Origin of the sequence: Nonomuraea sp. 3-1Str, assembly GCF_031570565.1 — a bacterium.
Lineage (GTDB): Bacteria > Actinomycetota > Actinomycetes > Streptosporangiales > Streptosporangiaceae > Nonomuraea.
The window spans coordinates 32,546-51,709 of the sequence record NZ_JALHBK010000001.1 but is presented as its reverse complement, the minus strand read 5'-3'; the positions used below and the strand labels follow the sequence as shown (position 1 = coordinate 51,709).

At 69.8% G+C, this 19,164-nt stretch carries 24 protein-coding genes, 1 tRNA gene and 1 pseudogene; 15 read left to right on the top strand and 11 right to left on the bottom strand.

Features of this window, described 5'->3' with window-relative positions:
• Nucleotides 1–3 precede the first annotated feature (3 nt).
• Nucleotides 4–76: transfer RNA gene (locus tag MTP10_RS00285), tRNA-Thr, on the top strand.
• Between the two features lie 221 nt (nucleotides 77–297).
• Nucleotides 298–678 (top strand): annotated as a pseudogene (locus MTP10_RS00280) (transposase); the annotation flags it as partial.
• Between the two features lie 9 nt (nucleotides 679–687).
• Here MTP10_RS00280 and MTP10_RS00275 read toward each other — a convergent pair.
• Nucleotides 688–1,098, bottom strand: a complete 411-nt coding sequence (locus MTP10_RS00275) for a VOC family protein (RefSeq protein WP_310706874.1) — start codon at nucleotides 1,096–1,098, stop codon at nucleotides 688–690.
• Nucleotides 1,099–1,576: 478 nt separating this feature from the next.
• On the opposite strand from MTP10_RS00275, the gene MTP10_RS00270 reads away from it, so the two are divergent.
• Complete coding sequence (locus MTP10_RS00270) at nucleotides 1,577–2,083, top strand: hypothetical protein (protein WP_310706873.1); 507 nt, start codon at nucleotides 1,577–1,579, stop codon at nucleotides 2,081–2,083.
• A gap of 252 nt (nucleotides 2,084–2,335) precedes the next feature.
• On the opposite strand, the gene MTP10_RS00265 is transcribed toward MTP10_RS00270, so the two are convergent.
• The 6 genes from MTP10_RS00265 to MTP10_RS00240 all read right to left on the bottom strand — a co-directional run bounded on the left by MTP10_RS00265 (nucleotide 2,336) and on the right by MTP10_RS00240 (nucleotide 6,141).
• A complete protein-coding gene (locus MTP10_RS00265; protein WP_310706872.1) occupies nucleotides 2,336–2,821 on the bottom strand; it encodes a hypothetical protein in 486 nt (161 codons plus the stop codon).
• Between the two features lie 75 nt (nucleotides 2,822–2,896).
• Nucleotides 2,897–3,490: a TetR/AcrR family transcriptional regulator gene (locus tag MTP10_RS00260; RefSeq protein ID WP_310706871.1), complete on the bottom strand. Its 594-nt coding sequence runs from the start codon at nucleotides 3,488–3,490 to the stop codon at nucleotides 2,897–2,899.
• Nucleotides 3,491–3,548: 58 nt separating this feature from the next.
• Nucleotides 3,549–3,908: a DoxX family protein gene (locus tag MTP10_RS00255; protein WP_310706870.1), complete on the bottom strand. Its 360-nt coding sequence runs from the start codon at nucleotides 3,906–3,908 to the stop codon at nucleotides 3,549–3,551.
• 139 nt (nucleotides 3,909–4,047) lie between these two features.
• On the bottom strand, nucleotides 4,048–5,037 hold the full coding sequence (locus MTP10_RS00250) for an NADPH:quinone reductase (RefSeq protein ID WP_310706869.1): 990 nt from the start codon (nucleotides 5,035–5,037) through the stop codon (nucleotides 4,048–4,050).
• Complete coding sequence (locus MTP10_RS00245; protein ID WP_310706868.1) at nucleotides 5,034–5,504, bottom strand: pyridoxamine 5'-phosphate oxidase family protein; 471 nt, start codon at nucleotides 5,502–5,504, stop codon at nucleotides 5,034–5,036. The genes MTP10_RS00250 and MTP10_RS00245 overlap by 4 nt, the downstream gene beginning before the upstream one ends.
• A 193-nt stretch (nucleotides 5,505–5,697) precedes the next feature.
• On the bottom strand, nucleotides 5,698–6,141 hold the full coding sequence (locus tag MTP10_RS00240) for an SRPBCC family protein (RefSeq protein ID WP_310706867.1): 444 nt from the start codon (nucleotides 6,139–6,141) through the stop codon (nucleotides 5,698–5,700).
• Between the two features lie 156 nt (nucleotides 6,142–6,297).
• Between MTP10_RS00240 and MTP10_RS00235 the strand changes: the two genes are divergently transcribed.
• The 3 genes from MTP10_RS00235 to MTP10_RS00225 all read left to right on the top strand — a co-directional run bounded on the left by MTP10_RS00235 (nucleotide 6,298) and on the right by MTP10_RS00225 (nucleotide 9,150).
• On the top strand, nucleotides 6,298–7,284 hold the full coding sequence (locus MTP10_RS00235; protein ID WP_310706866.1) for a DUF1838 family protein: 987 nt from the start codon (nucleotides 6,298–6,300) through the stop codon (nucleotides 7,282–7,284).
• A gap of 10 nt (nucleotides 7,285–7,294) precedes the next feature.
• The gene (locus MTP10_RS00230; RefSeq protein ID WP_310706865.1) at nucleotides 7,295–8,155 is read left to right on the top strand and encodes a hypothetical protein; all 861 of its coding nucleotides are present in this window, start codon (nucleotides 7,295–7,297) and stop codon (nucleotides 8,153–8,155) included.
• A 71-nt stretch (nucleotides 8,156–8,226) separates the two neighbouring features.
• Complete coding sequence (locus tag MTP10_RS00225; protein ID WP_310706864.1) at nucleotides 8,227–9,150, top strand: DMT family transporter; 924 nt, start codon at nucleotides 8,227–8,229, stop codon at nucleotides 9,148–9,150.
• 36 nt (nucleotides 9,151–9,186) lie between these two features.
• Here MTP10_RS00225 and MTP10_RS00220 read toward each other — a convergent pair whose 3' ends face one another.
• Complete coding sequence (locus MTP10_RS00220; protein ID WP_310706863.1) at nucleotides 9,187–9,942, bottom strand: class I SAM-dependent methyltransferase; 756 nt, start codon at nucleotides 9,940–9,942, stop codon at nucleotides 9,187–9,189.
• Between the two features lie 114 nt (nucleotides 9,943–10,056).
• On the opposite strand from MTP10_RS00220, the gene MTP10_RS00215 reads away from it, so the two are divergent.
• The gene (locus MTP10_RS00215; RefSeq protein ID WP_310706862.1) at nucleotides 10,057–10,599 is read left to right on the top strand and encodes a CGNR zinc finger domain-containing protein; all 543 of its coding nucleotides are present in this window, start codon (nucleotides 10,057–10,059) and stop codon (nucleotides 10,597–10,599) included.
• 61 nt (nucleotides 10,600–10,660) lie between these two features.
• On the opposite strand, the gene MTP10_RS00210 is transcribed toward MTP10_RS00215, so the two are convergent.
• From MTP10_RS00210 to MTP10_RS00200, 3 genes are all read right to left on the bottom strand, one after another.
• A complete protein-coding gene (locus MTP10_RS00210; RefSeq protein ID WP_310706861.1) occupies nucleotides 10,661–10,798 on the bottom strand; it encodes a hypothetical protein in 138 nt (45 codons plus the stop codon).
• 104 nt (nucleotides 10,799–10,902) lie between these two features.
• Nucleotides 10,903–11,262, bottom strand: a complete 360-nt coding sequence (locus MTP10_RS41865) for a ClpX C4-type zinc finger protein (RefSeq protein WP_397334404.1) — start codon at nucleotides 11,260–11,262, stop codon at nucleotides 10,903–10,905.
• 9 nt (nucleotides 11,263–11,271) lie between these two features.
• Nucleotides 11,272–11,622 carry a hypothetical protein gene (locus tag MTP10_RS00200; protein WP_310706860.1) on the bottom strand — a complete coding sequence of 117 codons (351 nt, stop codon included), beginning with the start codon at nucleotides 11,620–11,622 and terminating at the stop codon, nucleotides 11,272–11,274.
• A gap of 338 nt (nucleotides 11,623–11,960) precedes the next feature.
• Here MTP10_RS00200 and MTP10_RS00195 point away from each other — a divergent pair, with 338 nt between their 5' ends.
• From MTP10_RS00195 to MTP10_RS00160, 8 genes are all read left to right on the top strand, one after another.
• Nucleotides 11,961–13,784, top strand: coding sequence for a glycosyltransferase family 2 protein (locus MTP10_RS00195; protein WP_310706859.1), 1,824 nt, complete (start codon nucleotides 11,961–11,963; stop codon nucleotides 13,782–13,784).
• A 75-nt stretch (nucleotides 13,785–13,859) separates the two neighbouring features.
• Entirely contained in the window at nucleotides 13,860–14,891 is a 1,032-nt protein-coding gene (locus tag MTP10_RS00190) for an energy-coupling factor ABC transporter permease (RefSeq protein ID WP_310706858.1), read from the top strand.
• A gap of 18 nt (nucleotides 14,892–14,909) precedes the next feature.
• Nucleotides 14,910–15,665: a cobalt ECF transporter T component CbiQ gene (gene cbiQ, locus MTP10_RS00185; RefSeq protein ID WP_310706857.1), complete on the top strand. Its 756-nt coding sequence runs from the start codon at nucleotides 14,910–14,912 to the stop codon at nucleotides 15,663–15,665.
• Nucleotides 15,665–16,414: an ABC transporter ATP-binding protein gene (locus tag MTP10_RS00180; protein WP_310707512.1), complete on the top strand. Its 750-nt coding sequence runs from the start codon at nucleotides 15,665–15,667 to the stop codon at nucleotides 16,412–16,414. Before cbiQ ends, MTP10_RS00180 begins: the two co-directional genes overlap by 1 nt.
• Before the next feature lie 54 nt (nucleotides 16,415–16,468).
• Complete coding sequence (locus MTP10_RS00175) at nucleotides 16,469–16,807, top strand: STAS domain-containing protein (protein ID WP_101785558.1); 339 nt, start codon at nucleotides 16,469–16,471, stop codon at nucleotides 16,805–16,807.
• 48 nt (nucleotides 16,808–16,855) lie between these two features.
• Nucleotides 16,856–17,629, top strand: coding sequence for an SDR family NAD(P)-dependent oxidoreductase (locus MTP10_RS00170; protein WP_310706856.1), 774 nt, complete (start codon nucleotides 16,856–16,858; stop codon nucleotides 17,627–17,629).
• Nucleotides 17,630–17,635: 6 nt separating this feature from the next.
• Complete coding sequence (locus MTP10_RS00165; RefSeq protein WP_310706855.1) at nucleotides 17,636–18,400, top strand: crotonase/enoyl-CoA hydratase family protein; 765 nt, start codon at nucleotides 17,636–17,638, stop codon at nucleotides 18,398–18,400.
• Nucleotides 18,401–18,508: 108 nt separating this feature from the next.
• Nucleotides 18,509–19,111: a rhomboid family intramembrane serine protease gene (locus tag MTP10_RS00160; RefSeq protein WP_310706854.1), complete on the top strand. Its 603-nt coding sequence runs from the start codon at nucleotides 18,509–18,511 to the stop codon at nucleotides 19,109–19,111.
• The last annotated feature ends 53 nt before the right edge of the window (nucleotides 19,112–19,164 follow it).

Below are 19,164 nucleotides of genomic sequence, written 5' to 3'. Positions count from 1 at the left end.
CGCGCCGACGTAGCTCAATCGGCAGAGCATCTGTCTTGTAAACAGAAGGTCAGGGGTTCGATTCCCCTCGTCGGCTCTGCAAGCGAAAGGCCCCTGAGCAGGCATTACGCCGTCAGGGGCCTTCTGCTTTCCGATCTTCAACTGGAGCGACGCCGAGCTCGCCATCGGAGCCGGCTTCTCCGTTCTGTTGATCCTCTTGCCCACCATCATCTGGCTCGCCAGGGTGATGCTGCGCCGCGGCAGATAGTGTGCCTCCGGTGGGGCGCTCCGGCTCCGGGATGATCAGGCGGGAGCGCCGCCCTGAAGTCCATCCGCGCCGCCCGCACGGACGGCGCCCCGATCGATGTGATCCTGGACAACCTGTCGGCGCACAAGAACCGGCGCATCCGCGCCTGGGCCCAGAAGCACAAGGTCAGGCTGCTGTTCACGCCGACCTCCGCCTCCTGGGCCAACCCGATCGAGGCCCACTTCGGACCCTTACGCCAGTTCACCCTGGCCAACTCCAACCATCCCCACCACATCGTCCAGACCCGGGCGCCGCACGCCTACCTGCGCTGGCGCAACGCCCACGCCCGCCACCCCGACGTGCTGGCCGCCCAACGCCGCGAACGCGCCCGCATCCGCAGTGAGAAAGGCATCCGTTGGGGAGGCCGCGCCTGTGCTAAAGCCGCGGCATGACGTGGGTGGCTATCGAGGGCGGGTCCCCAGGTGCTGAGAGATGCGCAGTAGGTAGCCGTCCGGGTCCTGCACCGCGAACTGGCGCACGCCTACGGCGTCGACGGTGCGCTCGTACCAGCGCTCTTCCAAGGGCAGCCACATCTCGTAGCCGGCGGCAAGCAGCGTGGTGTGAACCTGGTCTACGTCATCCACTTCGACAGTGAGGTTGATCCCCCGCCCGTAGGGGTAGTCCAGCTCCGCGCGCGGGTAGAGACGGTCCCGGCTCAACGGCTGCTCCAGCATCAGATCCGCCCCACCACGTTCTAGGTAAGCAAATCGCTCCTGGGGACGCTCGTAGCGAATCTTGAAGCCCAGCAGGCGGTAGAAGGCCAGGCTGGCCTGGATGTCGGAGCAGATCAGTTCAGGAACAAGTCGAGACACTTCGTCACTCTGGCAGTTCCCCGAACACTCCAGCAAATCTCATCGTCGTGCCATGGGTTTTCGGGGAGCCCCATCGACCCGGTGATCGTTTCCGGTCACAGCACTAGAGGTTCTCCAGGAGCCATCGTGGGAGCCACCGGGCCGTACGGTCCCGGACCGAGCTGGACTGATATGAACAGGCGGGCCCCTTCACAACCTGCGCGTGAACTGATCCGAACCCCCTTGCAGATCCCGGCCACCCCGCAGCACATCGAACGAGGCAGAGCTGTCGGCAGGAAACGCAGCAGCTCGACGCAGGCAGGGCACAATGCGAGCTGGACGTGCCGAAATAGCAAGGCTTGAAAGCCAATTGCTGCACCGAATCTCTACAGTGCACCCGCTATTCGATCATAAGGATGTGCTTCTCTAGCCAGAGGCCACCGTGGCCCTCCTCGCGGGAGCATGTGTCAATGGTGGGGGTCCGTAGTTGACTGGCGCAGTGATCGAGTCGCATCCGGCGCGGACGAAGGTGAGAAACCGCCGGCTGGTCCTGGTCCTCATCGTCCTGACTGTCGTCTTCTCCTCAGGATGCGGACTCTTGGGAGTGGCCGCCGGTGGGGGGTTGTGTCAGAACCGGGCGGACTACGAGAACGCCCTTGTCCGGAAGGTCTTGAGCCCTGTTCTCTCCCGGGCGGGGCTGGTCGGGTCCATGGAGGACAAGAGCGACTGCGATTCCTCCACGTACGGGTCGTATGTGTATGTCTCGATTGAGAATGTGAAGCCGGACAACGTCGTGGCCGCCTTCGTGAAGGCGGGGTGGAGCAGCAGCCCGGCCTCCGAGCGCACCCGGGACTGCGATGCTGGGTGCGACGCATACGACTTGACCAAGAAGTTCGGGGAGCGGGTCGTCGACGTGTCGGTCGAGGGAGCCCATGACGTGGAGATCTGGGCCTCGGCGGCCGACGACTGCTGGGATGCCGACGGCTACAGGTGTGTCGACGGCTAAGGGACAACGCTCCGGTGATCTGTACTTCCTCGTTGAGTGGCATGCAGAAAGGTGTAGAGGGCGTGACGATCGCTGACTTCGGCGCTCGCCGTAGGTGGTTGGGGCGATCGACTGCCGCGGACCGACTTGGTCGGCCCTCACCACCGAACGTGCGGGCTGATGTTCCGCTGTGCGGCAACGCTGACCCGTTCAACAGGACGGTGGCCGTCTGCTCATGCTGCTCAGGTCGACGTGAGAGCCGTCCGCCAAGCCCTACGGATCAGACGGTGGGGCGTCCGATGAAGACGTGGGGAGTTCGCCCGTGCGAAACAGCACGAGTGCTTCTTCGTACCATTCGGAGCTGTCGCCGGCCGGAGGCAGTTCGACTCCCGCACGTCCGGCCGGGGCCGAGAACTGCCGCCGAAGTTGTTCTGCTAGCTGATCGGCCTGCCTGAGCGTTTCCGGCAGGTCGTCAGGGGCGTCGACGCTGAGGCCGAGGACGGTCGCTCCGTCGCGGGTGAACGTGATGATTGCCTGGTAATGGTCGCGAGCCCTGAGGTAGAGCGTGAAAGTGTCGGCTCCGTCGTCGAGGGCTTTCTCGTCCGCGTCATTCGCGGTGCCCAGGACATGAACCCGGACGAAAGAGTGGAGCCGCTCGTCGCCGGGGTCGTCCGCATTGACGTAGCTGTCGATGAATCGCCCGAGGACCTCGGGGTTGCGCTCCGGAACCCAGACGTAGACGTCGAGACACGGCGGCATGACCCCAGCGTAGGCATGCGTGCCGGCGGTCAGGCGCAGGCAGCCCTTGGAGGTCGAGGCTGCCGCACGGCTACGTCACGGAGGTGGCGTCGTGCCGTCCCCTGCCTGGCCGGAGCCGTCCGGTACGAGGGGCAGGAGGATCTCGTAGAGGTCGCGAAGCTGGTCAGCGTCGACTGGAGGAAAGACGACGGTTGCTCCGACCGCGAGCAGGTAGGGCAACAGGGCCGCCGTCCGCGCCTCCTCGTCACTGGCGACGGCTGATCGCCACACCCGCTGGAGTGCGGACAGTCTGGCCTCGTCAAGGCGGGTCTGCACGGCACGCACATCCGCGTCCCATGTCGCCCACGCCCGCAGCGCGATGTCGAGTTCCGGGCGATAGAGTCCTGTGCCGCCAGGGCGGACGAGTGTCGTCAGTCGCGCGAGGATCGCACGAGCACCGGCCGACTCGCCGATATCGGCGATTGCGTTTTCGAGCGTTTCTACGGACAGTCGCTCGAAATGGGCCAGCAGCGCTTTCTTGTACCCCTCGGCGCCATCGAAGTGATGGTGGAACGACCCTTTCGACAGGTTGAGCCGAGCGGCGATCCGGTCGATTCGAATCCCTGCTGCGCCTTCTTCCGCGAGGACTTTCAGGCCTTCGTTCAGCCACCGGTCCCGTGCCGTGCTCATCCGGCAAACATACCATCGGGTATGGGGCGGTCGGCGCTCGCCGAGGCGCATGCGAGCTTCATGCGATGAAGCTGTGGACGCCGACTGCGACGCAGATCAGCAGCATGGCGGTGGCGTTGAGGAAGAGGTTGCGGCCGAAGTCTCGTGCCGCGATGTGCATCGCGATGGCGACCATGAAGTAGAGGACGAGTGCGGCACAGGTCACGGCGCCGAGATACGGCAGCCAGATGCCCAGGATCAGTCCGGCCGCGGCGGCGAACTTCAGCGGTGGCATGATCCACCAGTGACGTCGCGGCCAGTTCACGTCTTCGAAGCACTGGGCGATGAACGGAACGGGTTTGATGCACATGACGGCGTCACCGGCCTGGATGATCGCTAGGACGACGACCGGCCAAACCGGATCGGGGAATGCTGACATCTCTCTCCTCGGGCGATGAATTCCCACGATGTACTGGAACCATACCATACCGTATAGTACGGAAAAGTCGCTGTTCCTCTTCCCCTACTGGCTGCATGCGACTCGGATGGCCAGCCGGGCGCCGTGGAAACGGCCGGTTTCAGGGGAGGACGACGATGCGCCCACGCGGGCGGTGAGGGTCGGCGCTCTCCTGGAGGAGGTGGGACCGGGCGGCCTCGGTGAGCGGCAGCCGTGTCCCGATCCGGGAGACCAGGGTGCCGCGGGCCAGGAGGTGGTTGATCGCCGTGGCCGCCGACGCGAGCTCGGTCACGGTGGCGTTGCTGATCGCGAAGCCGCGGAGACTGGCGTTGCGCGTGTAGAGCTGCCCGACGGGGAGCACGGGGGCGGCGCCGAGACCGGCCATGATGATCATCCGGCCGCCGGTGGCGAGCAAGGGGACGGTCTGTTCCAGGTGGTGCCGGCCGGAGTTGTCCCAGAGCACGTCGACCCCGTCGGGAGCGAGTTTGGCGATCTCGGCGTACATGTCCGGGTCGTGGTAGTCGACGACCTCGTCGGCGCCGCACCGCCGGCACCAGTCGAAGTCGTCCCCGCGCGCGGTCGCGATGACCCGGGCCCCCGCGGCGGCGGCGAGCTGGACGGTGGCCGTGCCCACCCCGCCGCCGGCGCCGCCCACGACGATCGTCTCCCCGATCCGCAGGCCCGCCTCCTCGAACAGGCCGAGGTGCGCGGTGGCCGCGGTGTGCAGGGAGGCGACCGCGGTCTCCGGATCAACGCCGCCAGGCAGATGGTAGAGCCGGTCGGCGGGTACGGCGGCGTACTCGGCGAAGGACCCCTGCCGGCCGTCGTGTCCCAGGCTGTTGCACCACACCAGGTCGCCGGGGGCGAACCCCGGCGCCGCCGTGACCACGCTGCCCACCAGGTCACGCCCGATGACGAACGGGTACGGCAGGCGGGTCCGGTAGGCGCCGGAGCGGACGAAGGTGTCGACGTGGTCGACGGCGAGGGCCAGCGCCTTCACCAGGACCTCCGACGGGCCGGGCTCGGGCACGGGGAGCCGGCCGATCCGGATCTCCTCCGCGGGACCGGGCCGCGTGATGTACGCCGCGGTCATGGTCCCCCGGTCGCTCATCGTTCCTCTTCCAGGTCGGAGAGGTACGTCCGCGCCCACGCCTGCCTGAGATCGTCCTCGGCGGCGCCGCCGAAGGTGTAGGCCGGAGACAGGATCGGCAGCGCGCTCTCCACGTGCACCAGGATCACGCGATGGGCGGGGTAGCCGGGACCGTTCAGGTTGAGCAGCCAGAGGTGCAGCCACTCGTACACGGGGTCGCCCGGGTCGCGGAACTCCGCGGTGCCCTTGAACCGGTAGCCCCGCCTGCGGAAGAAGTCGATCGAGTTGATCTCGATGCGTGGATCGCGTTCGAGGTTGGCGACCGTGGTCGGGGACGCGATGTCCATGAACGCGATGTGCTCGTCGTCGTACACGCGCATCGAGCCCTTGGGCGAGAGATTGGGCGAGCCGTCGGGGCACACGGTGGCCACGAAGGACAGCCGCGCGCTGTCCACGATCAGGCGCATGTCGTCGTCGATGGTCCTCATCGTCTCCCCTTCGGCAGGGCCGGGCTCCGGCCTTTTCCGGCCTTTCCGGTCCGGAGGGAGAAGGGCAACGGCGTCCAGATGCGCGGCGCCGTGCCGTACGCGGTCTCACAGCGTTGCGGACGTGAGCCGGGCGACGCCCGATCTCGGCGTCACCCGCCTGCCGACCAGCGTACATGGGGCGTGAGCGGTGCCCTCAGAGGTGGTGGGACAACCGTTCCGTCAGGATCCGGGCGCGCGCGAGCTGGACCTTGCGCGCCTGCCCCGCGGCGAACCCCGCCAGGAGCCACGGAGCCGTCAGGTCGAGCCGGTCGCTCACCCGGGTGCCGGTGCCGTCCGGCTCAAGGTCGAAGCGGTAGGCCATGCGAATGCGCCCCGGGCTCCGCACCTCGCCGTGGACGGACAGGCCGTCGGTGTGGAGTGCCACCCTGATCGGGTTGTCGTACGTGAAGATCCGGAGGAGGCGGAAGCGCTCGACCGCTGTGTACCGGATCACGGCGGGCTCGGAGCGGTCCACATCGCTGACGGCGACCACGAGAGGGGACAGGCCGATGTAGCTCTCCGGAGTCGTGAGGTGCTCGAACACCTTCTCCGGGGCGACGTCCACGTGGAATGCGTGGGTCAGCACCCTGTTCGACACCCGGCCTCCCGTACTGCGTGTTCTGTCGCGGAATTCTCGCAGATTCCCTGTCGCCGGGAAGCTCAGAATGATCACGAACGGGTGTGATGCGGTGTGGTTCGTCGGCTGAAATGATCAGGCTGGTCTCTGTACCCCCTGAGCATCGCGGGAGCACTCTTGTTCAAGCGCCGTGGTTTGACCCTGTCCGCAGCCCTTGCCGCGCTGCTGGTGACCGTCGCCGTTCCCGGAGCGGCGGCCGACGACGTGACGGACGATCCCACCTATCCGGGGCCGGTCTACCGAACGGTCACGGACAAGAGCGGGATGCTGTCGTTGCAGACCAATGGGCGGCCGGACGGGCGGGACATGGTGTTCCGGATCTCGGGATCCGTTTACGCCAACATCGAGGGCAACGCCTACGACCCGCAGCTGCGTCATGGCCAGAAACTGTTCAACATCGAGGGCTACAACATCCGGCGGCTGTACCGGGTGCCCGGCACCACGCAGCTCTACCAGCTCTCGCGCGAGATCGTCTTCTACACCGACCCCGCCGACCCCACGAAGATCGTGCGGGAGTGGAAGAACCCGATCGACCTCAAGACCTACCCGGTCGTCCCCATCAACAACGACGCCGTGAACTTCGGGCCGTTCAACGTCACCTCCTCCTACGCCGGCCCGCCGCTGCGGCAGATGTACGACGAGACCGAGTGGACGAGCGACATCCCGGTCCGCACGGACCTCAAGACCACCCTGGGCGAGCCGTTCGGCCTGGTGAACGGCGTCTACGCGGCTCAGGAGATGTTCGACTTCTACGTCGACGACCGCGAGGTCGCGGCCCGCACGGTCGCCGGCTCGGTCCCCAAGGGCGCGATGAAGACCAAGATCAGCTGGTCGAGGACGAGCCCGTGGGCGCCGTTCATGTGCCTGCCGGAGACCGACGTCCGCGGGCAGCTCACCTACCACGCCCGCAGCTGGTCGCTGGGCTCCTACCTCGACATCGAGCCGTGGCTGCGCGCGGAGATCGACGCCGCCTACCCGCTCTACAGGACCGCCCCCGCCGCCCCCGGCCCGAGCGAGAACTCCTGGACCTCCTTCTACAACAAGCAGCTCGGCAAGGGCGCCACCACGTGGACCGGGTGGTGCGCCGCCAACGGAAAGGCGTGACGACGCTCGCATGGCTGAGGACCTTGTGCGCGGGGCCGTCATCGGGTTGCCGCTGGGACTTGGGCTGGGATACCCGGTGTCGCGCCTGTTCGACGAGGACCTTGACGGCTACGTGGCCATGCCGGGCGTGACTCTGGCCGTAGCGCTGATCTTCCCCGCCGGATGGCTGCTCGCGAGAGTGGCGCGGATCGCGAGCCCGCTGCGCACCGCGCTGCTCGCGCCCGTGCTGTTGTGGGTGCTCAGCCGGGCGGCGGCACTGGCTGTGCCCCCCGCGAGCCCGAGGATGGTTCTCCTCGGAATCGCCGGGCTCGCCGTTGTGAGCTACGCGGGCGCCGCACGACTGACGGGGACCACGTCACCGGCGCCACGCGTGATCGCCGCTGGAATGGTGTGCGCATGCGTGATCACGACCCCGTTGGTCCAGGAACAGCGGGCGGAGACCCGGCAGCGGCAGCAGCGGACCGCGTACATCGACCACCTCCGCGCGTCCGTACCCCTGGCGGTGCCCGCTGTGGTCCCCGGCCGCAGGCTGGTCAGGGCGCTGATCCTCGCCGAGCAGGTCCTGGAGCTCTCCTACGCCAAGGGTCGTGGGAACGACGCCGACGTGTCCGTCCGCATCACCGACGACGAGGATCCGCGCCACGCCTGCGAGGTGTGGAGCAGCAACGACGCCGAACCCGGCTGCCGAAGGCTCGCGGCGGACCGTTGGCTCTGGCGGCACGAGACGGAGGGCAGGATGGTGCTGTTCGCCAAGGTCGGGCATCGGCTGGTCGAGGTCGACTCGGGGAGTTTGACGGTTGACGAGGCCCTCACCGTGGGGAGCGGGTTGCGCACCGTCAGCGCGGAGTACTTGGCCGACGTGGGTGACTGAGTGGTTCGCCGTGCTCAGCTCAAGGGACATTTCGGTCGGTAGCGAAGGATTTCGGCCCTAACGTGGGGCCCATGAGAACCTCCTCCGAATCCCCGTGGGCAGCTGTCGCGGCGGCCGGTGTCACCGTCGTGCTGTGGGCCTCCGCCTTCGTGTCCATCCGCAGCGCCGGCGCCGCGTACTCCCCGGGCGCGCTGGCCCTCGGGCGGCTGCTCGCCGGGGTTCTGGTGCTGGGGGTCATCTGTCTCGTGCGGCGGGTGGGATGGCCGGCGCGGGCCGCGTGGCCGGGCATCCTCTGCTCCGGCGTGCTGTGGTTCGGCGCGTACATGGTGGCCCTGAACTGGGGTGAGCGGGAGGTCGACGCGGGCACGGCGGCCATGTTGGTCAACGTCGGGCCGATCCTCATGGCGCTGCTGGGCGGGTGGCTGCTGGGCGAGGGGCTGCCGCGGCGGCTGCTGGCCGGGATGGGGGTGTCGTTCGCGGGGGCGGTCGTCGTGGGGGTCTCGGTGTCCGGGTCCGGGTCCGGGCACGCCTCCGTGCTCGGGGTGGTGCTGTGCCTGCTGGCCGCCGTGTCGTACGCCGGGGGCGTCGTGGCGCAGAAGCCGGCGCTGAAGCACGCCGGCGCGTTGCAGGTCACCTTCTACGGGTGTCTCGTGGGCGCCGTCGCCTGCCTTCCCTTCGCGGGCGTACTCGTGAGCGAGGCGGCCCGGGCTCCGCTGTCCGCGACGCTCAACATGGTGTACCTGGGTGTGTTCCCGACCGCGCTGGCGTTCACCACCTGGGCGTTCGCCCTGGCGCGGACGACGGCCGGGAAGATGGGGGCGACCACCTACGTGGTGCCGATGCTGGTCGTGCTGATGTCCTGGGTGGCGCTGGGGGAGGTGCCCGGGATCATCACCCTGGCCGGCGGGGCGCTCTGCCTGGCGGGAGTCGCCGTCTCCCGTCGTACGGGCTCCGCACCGGCCGCGACTCCCGCGGCCGGGGCCGGCTCCCGGTGAGGTCGCGTCCGGCGGTACGGGCGTACAGCAGGGGCGTCAGCCGCGGACCGCGCACAGGAGGCGGTTGTTGCCGCGCTGCCACAGCGTGCCGACCTCCGCGAACCCCGCCTCCCGCAGCGCCGTGACGTGCTGCGACAGCAGGTGCGACTCCGAGCCGTGATGGTCGGCGCCGGCCGTGGTGCGGGCGGCGTCCAGCTCGGCGAAGTCCGGGTCCGCGGTGATCGCGTCCCACCAGGTCCGCCAGTCCTCGGGCTCCTTGCCGGCGAAGACCCGCTCGGTCTCCCGGTCGTGCACGGCCCGCTCCAGCCGGGACAGGGCGGGGGTGGCGTCGTCGGAGTCGAAGTGGTCGCCGTTGAGCAGGAGCCCGCCGGGCCGCAGCACGGAGGCCAGCTCGGCGTACACGCGGCGCAGGTCCGGCTCGGAGATCCAGTGCAGCGCGGTGGTGCTCACGGCCACGTCGACCGGCCGGTCGAGGCCGAGCGAGGCGGTCCAGCCGGGGGTGCGCAGGTCGAGGGAGACGAACGGGAGCTCCGGGAACGCGGCCCGGCCGAGCCCGATGAGCAGTGGGTCGGCGTCGACGGGGATGACCGTGGCCTTGGGGAGCCGGTCGACCAGGCGGGCGGACAGCGAGCCGGGGCCGCAGCCGAGGTCGAGCACGAGGGGGTCGGGGCGGCCGGCGGCCTCGACGGCGTCGATCAGCACTTTGAACCGCTCCTCGCGGTCGGGCAGATAGCCCTCCTGCTGCCGGTCCCAGCGCGCGATCCACTCCCGTGCGGCATCGTGGGTGAGCACAATCGTCTCCCTGTCACTGTCGAGTACGTAACTGTCGAGTAGGCTTTCGGCAGTCACAAGCTAGAGCATGAAGGCGTAACTGGTCAATTGAACTTCAACAGTCACACCGATGCCGTGGTCCGTGTCGCGGTCGCGCTGGTGAACGGGCTGACGCCCGGCGAGAGCCGCGGGCGTGCCGTCACGCCCCCGGGCGACCTCGCCGTCACCGCCACCGAGACCCTCCGCTCCGCGTACCCGGGCCATCGCGAGGTGGCCGCGGAGGAGGCGCGGGAGCTGGTGGAGATCGCGGGGCGGCTGCGCGTGGTGTTCGAGGCGGTCGCGCGTGACGACATGGACACGGCGGCCCTCCAGATCAACGCCGTGCTCCACGACACCCGCGCCCGGCCCATGCTCGAACGGCACGACGGCGAGCCCTGGCACCTGCACTTCCACGGCCCCGGCGGCACCATGGCCGGCGACTGGGGGGCGAGCTGCGCCACCGCGCTGGCGGTCGTCCTGGGCGGGGAGTTCGCCGACCGCCTCGGCGTCTGCACGGCGCCGCACTGCGACCGGGTGTACGTGGACGTCTCGCGCAACGGCACCCGCCGGTTCTGCTCGACGGCGTGCCAGAACCGGGTGAAGACGGCCGCGTTCCGCGCTCGCGGCAGGGTGGGGTGAAAGGCCCGGCGATGGGCCCCAACTCCAGCTCCCCGGGTGCGGCCGGGGAGCTGGAGCCCGTTCATTCAGCGACGGTCCGCTCCGCCTCCACGCGGAGGGCGGCCAGTCGCTCTGCCTCGTCGTGCAACGCCGCGATCAGGAGCAGCTCCAGGCGGAGCTCCTCGAGATCCGGCGCCGCGAGGCCGTCAAGGACGCTCATGGCGGGCCTCCTCTGAGAGGAGGACGCCCCACCGGTCACACCGGTTTACCGCTCCGCGGATATCGGCCCCAGCGAAACCCCGCCCCGGGTGGACCCGGAAGACGTCACTCCCGGAACCGCTCCCACGCGGACTGCCGGGTCATGCCCAGCGAGGCCCCGATGCGCTCCCAGCTCACGTCGCGTGTGCGCAGGTGCCGTACCCAGTCGTGCAGGTTGTCGTCGACCTGGACCTGCACCGCGGCGATCTTGGGGAGATGGTCGAGGATCTGCTCCTCGGTCATGGTCTCCCACATGGGCAGGCGCGGCTCGGTGGAGGCGGTGAGCCGCTCCTGCTCCAGGATCTCGGAGCAGAGGCCGACGCACTCGTCGCAGATGTGGACGCCGGGGCCCGCGATGAGCTTCGCGACGTCCGCGCTCTGCTTGTGGCAGAACGAACAGCGGAGGTTCTCTTTCCAGTCAGGCATTTCCTGACACTAATCCGTCAGGCGATGCCTGACAACCTCCATGCGGGTCCGGATGATCTCCTGGCGTTCCTCGCTGATCCTGCGGCAGATCGTCACGTACGCGTTGACGACCTTGCAGTAGGCCTGGCGCGCCTCGTCGAGCTGGGCGGCGAGCGCGACGATCCGGTCGAGGTCGCCCCGCAGCTCGGCCTCCGTGAGAAGCGCACGCGTCTCCTCCATGATCTCTTCGGCCCGCAGCCGTGTCCGGCGGAGCACTGCCGAGCACTCGGAGAGCTCCCTCAGGCGCGCCGAGGAGACGATCAGCTCCGCGGCGCGCACCGCCGAGCCGGTTTCCCCGTGTCTGCGGAGATCAGATGCCACTCCCGCCACCTCCCCGGTCGAGATTGCCTAAGCGTAGACGCGTGAAAGGGTGCGGCGGATCACCGCGGAAGGCCCTGGGGTACGGCACTCCTACCGGTGGGAAAGTTCTCTACCCACGGTGGAGAAACCCCTTCCTGAAAGTAATTCGGTGCTGACAAATAGTGACCGATTGGCACTATTGCCTGGGGTTTTTTTGGAATAGGGGAAGAATTGTCGGAGTCGGGAGGGGACGGGAAAAAAGCGTGCGGCGAAGTCGGCCGATCGCCCCACGCGCCCACCGGCCTTCGTCACATACTGAAACGAGGTGGAGGCGGACTGTAGCGGCGAGGGGCGCGGCTGTGGCTATCACGACATCGGCGAAGGACGAGGAGACGGTGGACGTCAGCATCGTCATCCCGGCCCGCGACTGCCGGCCGTACCTGGACCGGTGCCTGACCTCGGTCCTGGTTCAGCGGGTGCGCAAGGAGATCGTCGTCGTCGACGACGGCTCGACCGACGGCAGCGCGGAGCTGCTCGACCTCTACGCCGCCTACCACAGGGCCAGCGTCCGGATCGTGCGCCTGGAGGGCGCGGGAGGAGGGGCCGGGCGCCCGCGCAACGTCGGCCTCGACCACGCCACCGGCCGCTACGTCTTCTTCTGCGACGCCGACGACTACCTCGGGCCCGAGGCGCTGGAGCGCATGGTCGCCATGGCCGACCGCAACGGCTCCGACATCGTGCTCGGCAAGATGGTCGGCCACGGCCGCCGGGCCCCGGTCTCGATGTTCGCCCGCGACGCCGAGCACGCCGACCTGGGCGCCAGCGCGGTCTACAACAGCCTGTCCTGCTTCAAGCTGTTCCGCCGGGACATGCTCGAACGCCACCGCATCCGCTTCGCGGAGAGCCTGCTCGTGGGCGAGGACATCTACTTCACCGTCCACGCCTACTGCCACGCCGGGGTGATCTCCGTGGTCGCCGAGCACGACTGCTACCACCTGGTCGCCCGCTCCGACGGCAGCAGCATCATGCAGCAGTCCGGCAGCCGCGATCCGCTGGGCTGGCTCGCCATGATCCGCGGGCCGGTCCAGCTCATGCTGGAGCACGTCCCTCCCGGCCCGCTGCGCGACCACCTGCTGCTGCGGCACTTCAAGCTCGACGTGCTGGCCCAGCTTGGTGTGCCGTTCCTGGAGTCCGGCCAGGTGCGGCGCAAGGACATCGCGCAGGAGGTCGCGGCGCTGTGCGACGAGTGGCTGACGCCGGGGGTCCACGCGCGGCTCGGCCGCATGGGCCGCCAGCGGATCGCCTCCCTCGACGACGTCGACCGGCTGGGGCGGCTGGCCGACATCGAGGCCGCCGCCGTCCGCCGCCGGCTGACCGCGCTGCGCTGGGAGGACGGCCTGCTCGTGGTCGCGGGCACGGCCGGGCTCGACGGGGTTCACCTGCCGTACACGATGTCGCTGGTGCTGCGCGAGCGGCACGACGCGGGGCGGGAGCTGGTCGTGCCGGCCGCGTGCGAGGGGGACCGGTTCACGGCCCGCGTGGACGTGTCGGAGCTGGGCTCGGGCATCTGGGACGCGCGGATCGCCATCGAGCTGGAGAGCGTGCTCCGGACGGGCCGGCTGGGGGCCGACCGTGACGAGGACGTCGCCCGCCCCGCCGCCCGGCTCGTCGGCGAGGCCGTCGTCATCCCGTACTTCACCAAGGACAACGGCAACCTCAGCGTGGACGTCGGCGGGCACCTGATGGCGGTGCCGGGCTGCGTGCGGGTCACCCGTACCCGATGGGCGCTGGGCAACCGGCTGGCCATGGACGGCGAGGTCACGGTCGGCGGTTCGGCGCCCGCCGCGTCGGCGCTGCGCCGGCTGATCTGGCGGGAGCGGCGCACCGGCGCCGAGCGGGCCGAGCGGGTGGTGCCGCTGCCGGACGGCGGGTTCACGGCCCGGCCCGTGATCGGCCGGCTGACGCCCGGCACCTGGGACGCCTACCTGGAGGTCGTGGTGGGCGGGCCCCCCGCACGGTTCCGGGTCGAGATCGACGCCGAGACGGTGGCCGCGCCGCGCCGACTGTGGGGCGGGGCCGTGTTCCGCAGCGTGCGGCCGTACGCGACGCCGGGCAAGGGGCGGTTGAGCGCCGTCGTCCGGAAGCTCACCGCACGTACCGTGCTTCAGAGAATCCTGCCGTAATTGCCACCTATGTGCAGGTGCAAGGGAATGTCCTAAAGTAGGGCATGTTGTGACGCCCTAGCTGAAGGATGTGCCGTGCACGTACCCGATGGCTTCTTCGACGCGGCCGTGTCCGTCTCCGCCGGAGCCGTGGCGGCGGCCGGCGTGGCGGTGTGCCTGCGCGGAGCCCGGCGCGAGCTGGACGACCGCACCGCTCCCATGGCGGGGCTCGTCGCCGCGTTCGTCTTCGCCGTGCAGATGCTGAACTTCCCGGTCGCGGCCGGCACCAGCGGGCACCTGCTCGGAGGCGCGCTGGCGGCGATACTCGTCGGCCCCTACACAGGGGTGTTGTGCATGGCCGTGGTCCTGCTCGTCCAGGGCGTGTTCTTCGCCGACGGCGGGCTCACGGCGCTGGGCATCAACATCACCATCATGGGCATCGTCACCGTGCTCGTGGGCTGGGGCGTCTTCCGGCTGATCACCCAGCTCGTCCGGGGCAAGGGCGGGGTGACGGCCGCCGCGTTCCTCGCCGCGCTGGTCTCGGTGCCCGCCGCGGCGCTGGTGTTCACGCTGCTGTTCTGGATCGGCGGCACGGCGCCGATCGAGGTGACGGCCGTGGCCGCCGCCATGGGCGGCGTCCACGTGCTCATCGGCATCGGCGAGGCCGTGATCACCGCGTTCACGGTCGGCGCGGTCCTCGCGGTCCGCCCCGACCTGGTGTACGGGGCGCGCGGGCTGGCCACGTCGCTGGTGCTGCGCGGCGCCGACGGCGCCACGACGGTGGAGCCGGCCCGGCCGGCGCCCTCGGGAGTGCGGCCGCGACCGTTCCTGCTCGGCGGGGTCGGCCTGACGCTGCTGCTGGCGGGCGGGGGGTCGTTCTTCGCCTCCTCCAGCCCGGACGGCCTGGAGGCGGGCGCCGAGAACAAGGGCTTCCTCGACCAGGCGACCGACCACCTGATGAGCTGGTCGCCGCTGGGGGACTACGGTGAGGTGGGCGGCATCCCCGTGGGCGTCGCCGGGGTCATCGGCGTCGGCATCGTGCTGCTCGTCGCCGGGGCCGTCGCCTACGTGGCCCGCGGCCGGTCCACGGGCGAGGAGGCCCGCGGGCAGGACAAGGTCCACATCTAGGGAAGGCGCGGAGTACGGATGGGCGCGGGGCACCACCACCAGCTCTACCTGCCGGGCGGTTCGGTGGTCCACCGGCTGCCGCCGCAGTGCAAGCTGCTCGCCGTCTTCGCCTTCGCCGTGGTCGTGGTGGCCACGCCGCGCGAGCGGTTCTGGGCGTTCGGCCTGTACGCGGTGATGCTGGCGGCCGTCGCCTGGGCCGCCCGGGTGCCGCCGGGGCACGTGCTGCGGCGGATGGCGATCGAGCTGCCGTTCGTGCTGTTCGCCTTCCTCATCCCCGTGATCGGCCTGGGGGAGCGGACCACGGTGCTCGGCCTCTCGCTGAGCGTGCCGGGGCTGTGGGCGGCGTGGAACATCCTGGCCAAGGCCACGCTGGGCGTCATCGCCTCCATCCTGCTGGCGGCCACGACCGAGCCCCGGGTGATCCTGCTGGGGGCGCAGCGGCTGCGCGTGCCGTCGCTGCTGGTGCAGATCGCCATGTTCATGCTGCGCTACCTCGACGTGATCCTGGACGAGATGCGGCGGATGCGGGTGGCCCGCGAGTCGCGCGGCTTCGAGGCCCGGGACGTCCGGCAGATCCCCGTGATCGCCCGCTCGGCGGGGGCCCTGTTCATCCGCTCGTACGAGCGGGGTGAGAGAGTGCACCTGGCGATGCTGAGCCGCGGCTACTCCGGCCGTATGCCGATGATCGGCGAGGTCTCGGCGTCGGCCGCGCAGTGGGGGACCGCACTCCTGCTGCCGGTTTCGGCTCTGGCGGTGTTGGGACTGTCCCTGTGATCGTGAACTCTCTCGAAGTCAGCCGGCTGGCCTACGCCTACCCGGACGGCACGCAGGCCCTGTTCGGCGTGGACCTGACGATCGGCCGGGGCGAGCGGGTGGCGCTGCTCGGTCCGAACGGCGCGGGCAAGACCACGCTCGTCATGCACCTCAACGGCATCCTGACCCCCGGGCACGGCACGGTCGCCGTGGCCGGCACGCCCGTGCGCAAGGACACGCTCAAGGACGTCCGGCGCCGCGTCGGCCTGGTCTTCCAGGACCCCGACGACCAGCTGTTCATGCCGACCGTCCGCGACGACGTGGCCTTCGGACCGGCCAACATGGGGCTGACCGGCGAGGCGCTGGAGCGCGCGGTCAGGGGCGCGCTGGAGCGGGTCGGCATGCTGGAGGCCATCGACCGGCCGCCGCACCACCTGTCCTTCGGCCAGCGCCGCAGGGTGGCCGTGGCGACCGTGCTGGCGATGGAGCCGGAGATCCTGGTGCTGGACGAGCCGTCGTCCAACCTGGACCCGGCCGCCCGCAGGGAGCTCGCCGAGATCCTGCGCTCCCTCGACGTGACCGTCCTCATGGTCACGCACGACCTGCCGTACGCGCTGGAGCTGTGCGAACGCTCGCTGATCCTCTCCGACGGGGTGATCGCCGCCGACGGGCCCACGCGCGAGCTGCTCTCGGACGCCGAACTGCTCGCCGCCCACCGGCTGGAGCTCCCGTACGGCTTCGCCATTCCAGCTCCGGCCGAGCCGGCCTGAGCCGCGCCACAGCACCTCCAGTCGAAGTACAGTGGCTCATCGAGGAGGGGCCCAATGAAGCTGCGGCTTGCGCGACACGCCCTGGGTGACGCCGTGGTGGTGGCCGTGGAGGGTGAGCTCGACCTTTTCACGGCTCCGTTCCTCCGGGACGAGGTGCGCGACGCCATCAAGCAGGACAGCGCCCGGCTCGTCCTCGATCTCCAGCAGCTCTCGTTCATGGACTCCAGCGGCCTGTCGGTGCTGATCGAGGCGTGGCGGCTGGCGACCGGGGAGGGCGGCGGGGTGTCGCTGGCGGCCCCCCAGGCGCCCGTGGCGCGGATCCTGCGCACGACGGGCCTCGACCGCCGCATCAAGGTGTACTCCGACGTCGACAGCGCCGTGGGTGAGATTTAACCCACCCCGAGTAGAACTTCATTCGGTCGGCGGGTTAAGGTCCCCGATATGGACGTGAACGGATCTGCAGCAATCATCTCCGGCGGCGCCAGCGGCCTCGGTGAGGCCACCGCCCGTGAGCTGGCGCGGCACGGCGCGACCGTCGTCGTCGCCGACCTGAACGAGGAGCGCGGCAAGGCCGTCGCCGACGAGCTCGGCGGCGTCTTCGTCCGGACCGACGTGTCGGACGAGGACCAGGTGCAGGCCGCCGTGGACGCCGCCGTCGGCACCGGCAAGCCGCTGCGCGTCGTGGTCAACAGCGCGGGCATCGGCTGGGCCGAGCGCACGGTCAACCGCGACGGCGCCCCCCACAGCGCGGCCTCCTACCGCAAGGTCATCGAGGTCAACCTGATCGGCACGTTCAACCTCATGCGCATCGGCGCCGCCGCCATCGCCAGGACGGAGCCGGTGGACGCCGACGGCCAGCGCGGCGTGGTCGTCAACACCGCGTCCGTCGCGGCCCTGGAGGGGCAGACCGGCCAGCTCGCCTACTCCGCCTCGAAGGGCGGCATCGTCGGCATGACCGTCCCCGCCGCCCGTGACCTCGCCGCCATCGGCGTCCGGGTCAACACGATCTGCCCCGGGATCATCGACACCCCCATCTACGGCTTCAACCCCAACGCCGACGAGTTCAAGGCCAAGCTCGTCGCGCCCGTCGTCTTCCCCAAGCGCATGGGGCAGGCCGGCGAGTTCGCCCACCTGGTCCGCTCGCTCATCGAGAACGACTACATGAACGCCGAGGTCATCCGCTTCGACGGCGGCATCCGCTTCCAGCCCAAGTGAGGTCCCGTGTCTGACGACGTCCTCGTCGAGGAGTCCGGCGGCGTCGCCGTGCTCACGATCAACCGCCCGAAGGCGCGCAACGCGATCAACGGCGCGGTGGCCCGGGGCATCGCCGAGGCGCTGGACGCCCTCGACGGCCGCCCCGACGTGTCCGCCTACGTCCTGACCGGCGCGGGCGGCACCTTCAGCGCCGGCATGGACCTCAAGGGCTTCCTGGCCGGCGACTTCCCCGTGGTCGAGGGGCGCGGGTTCGGCGGCCTCACCGAGGCGCCGCCGCGTAAGCCGCTGGTGGCGGCGGTCGAGGGGTACGCGCTGGCGGGCGGCTTCGAGCTGGCGCTGTCCTGCGACGTGATCGTGGCCTCCTCGGAGGCGACGTTCGGCCTGCCGGAGCCCAAACGCGGGCTGGTGGCCGGCGCGGGCGGCATCATGCGGCTGCCGCGCCGCATCCCGTACCACGTGGCCATGGAGATCGCCCTGACCGGCGACCACTACCCGGCCTCGCGCCTGTACGAGCTGGGCCTGGTCAACCGGATCACCGAGCCCGGCGCGGCCCTGGAGGGGGCGCTGGAGCTGGCCCGCAAGATCGCGGCCAACGCGCCGCTGGCCCTCGCGGCGACCAAGAAGGTGATCATCGAGTCGGCGGACTGGCCGCTGGAGGAGATGTTCCGCCGCCAGGGCGAGATCATCAACCCGGTGTTCGGCTCCAAGGACGCCATGGAGGGCGCGGCGGCCTTCGCCGAGAAGCGCGCCCCCCAGTGGAAGGGCGAGTAGCCCGTCCGTCCGCCCCCTCCCCTCCAACGGGGAGGGGGTTTCTTTCTGCACGCGCGCATGACACGACCTGCGTACGGTAAAAGAGAGGGCGTCTAAGCGGGAGGACGTATGAGCGGCTATTCCGGGTCGAGGTACGAGTCGGTCAAGCGCGGAGCTGGCACGTTGCTGACCGGCGCGCTCAGCGCCCTCGTCGTGATGGTGCTGATCCTCGGCGTGATGTGGGGCGTCGAGATCGTCGACTACCTGGCGAACGGCAGCCTCGACCAGTACGGGATCGTCGGATGGGAGCCCGAGGGGCTGGTCGGCATCCTGTTCGCGCCGTTCCTGCACGTCGGCTTCGGCCATCTCATGGCCAACTCGCTGCCGCTGCTCGTGCTCGGCTTCCTGGCCGCCGTGCGCGGCCTCGGCAAATTCCTGGCCGCCAGCGCGCTCATCATCCTCATCGGCGGCCTCGGCACCTGGCTCACCAGCCCGGACATCATCACGGTGGGCGCCAGCGGGCTGGTCTTCGGCTACTTCGGGTACGTCGTGTGCCGCGGGCTGTTCGACCGCCGCGTCCTCGACATCGTCCTCGGCATCGGCGTGGCCGCCGCGTACTACTCGATCCTGTGGGGGCTGCTGCCCAACCAGCAGGGCATCTCGTGGCAGGGCCACCTGTTCGGCCTGATCGGCGGCGTCGTGGCGGCCTGGTTGCTGCGCCTCAAGCGGTGACCCGACCCGGCGCCGGAGATTCCCCGGGCGCCGGATCACGTCGCGCGGATCAG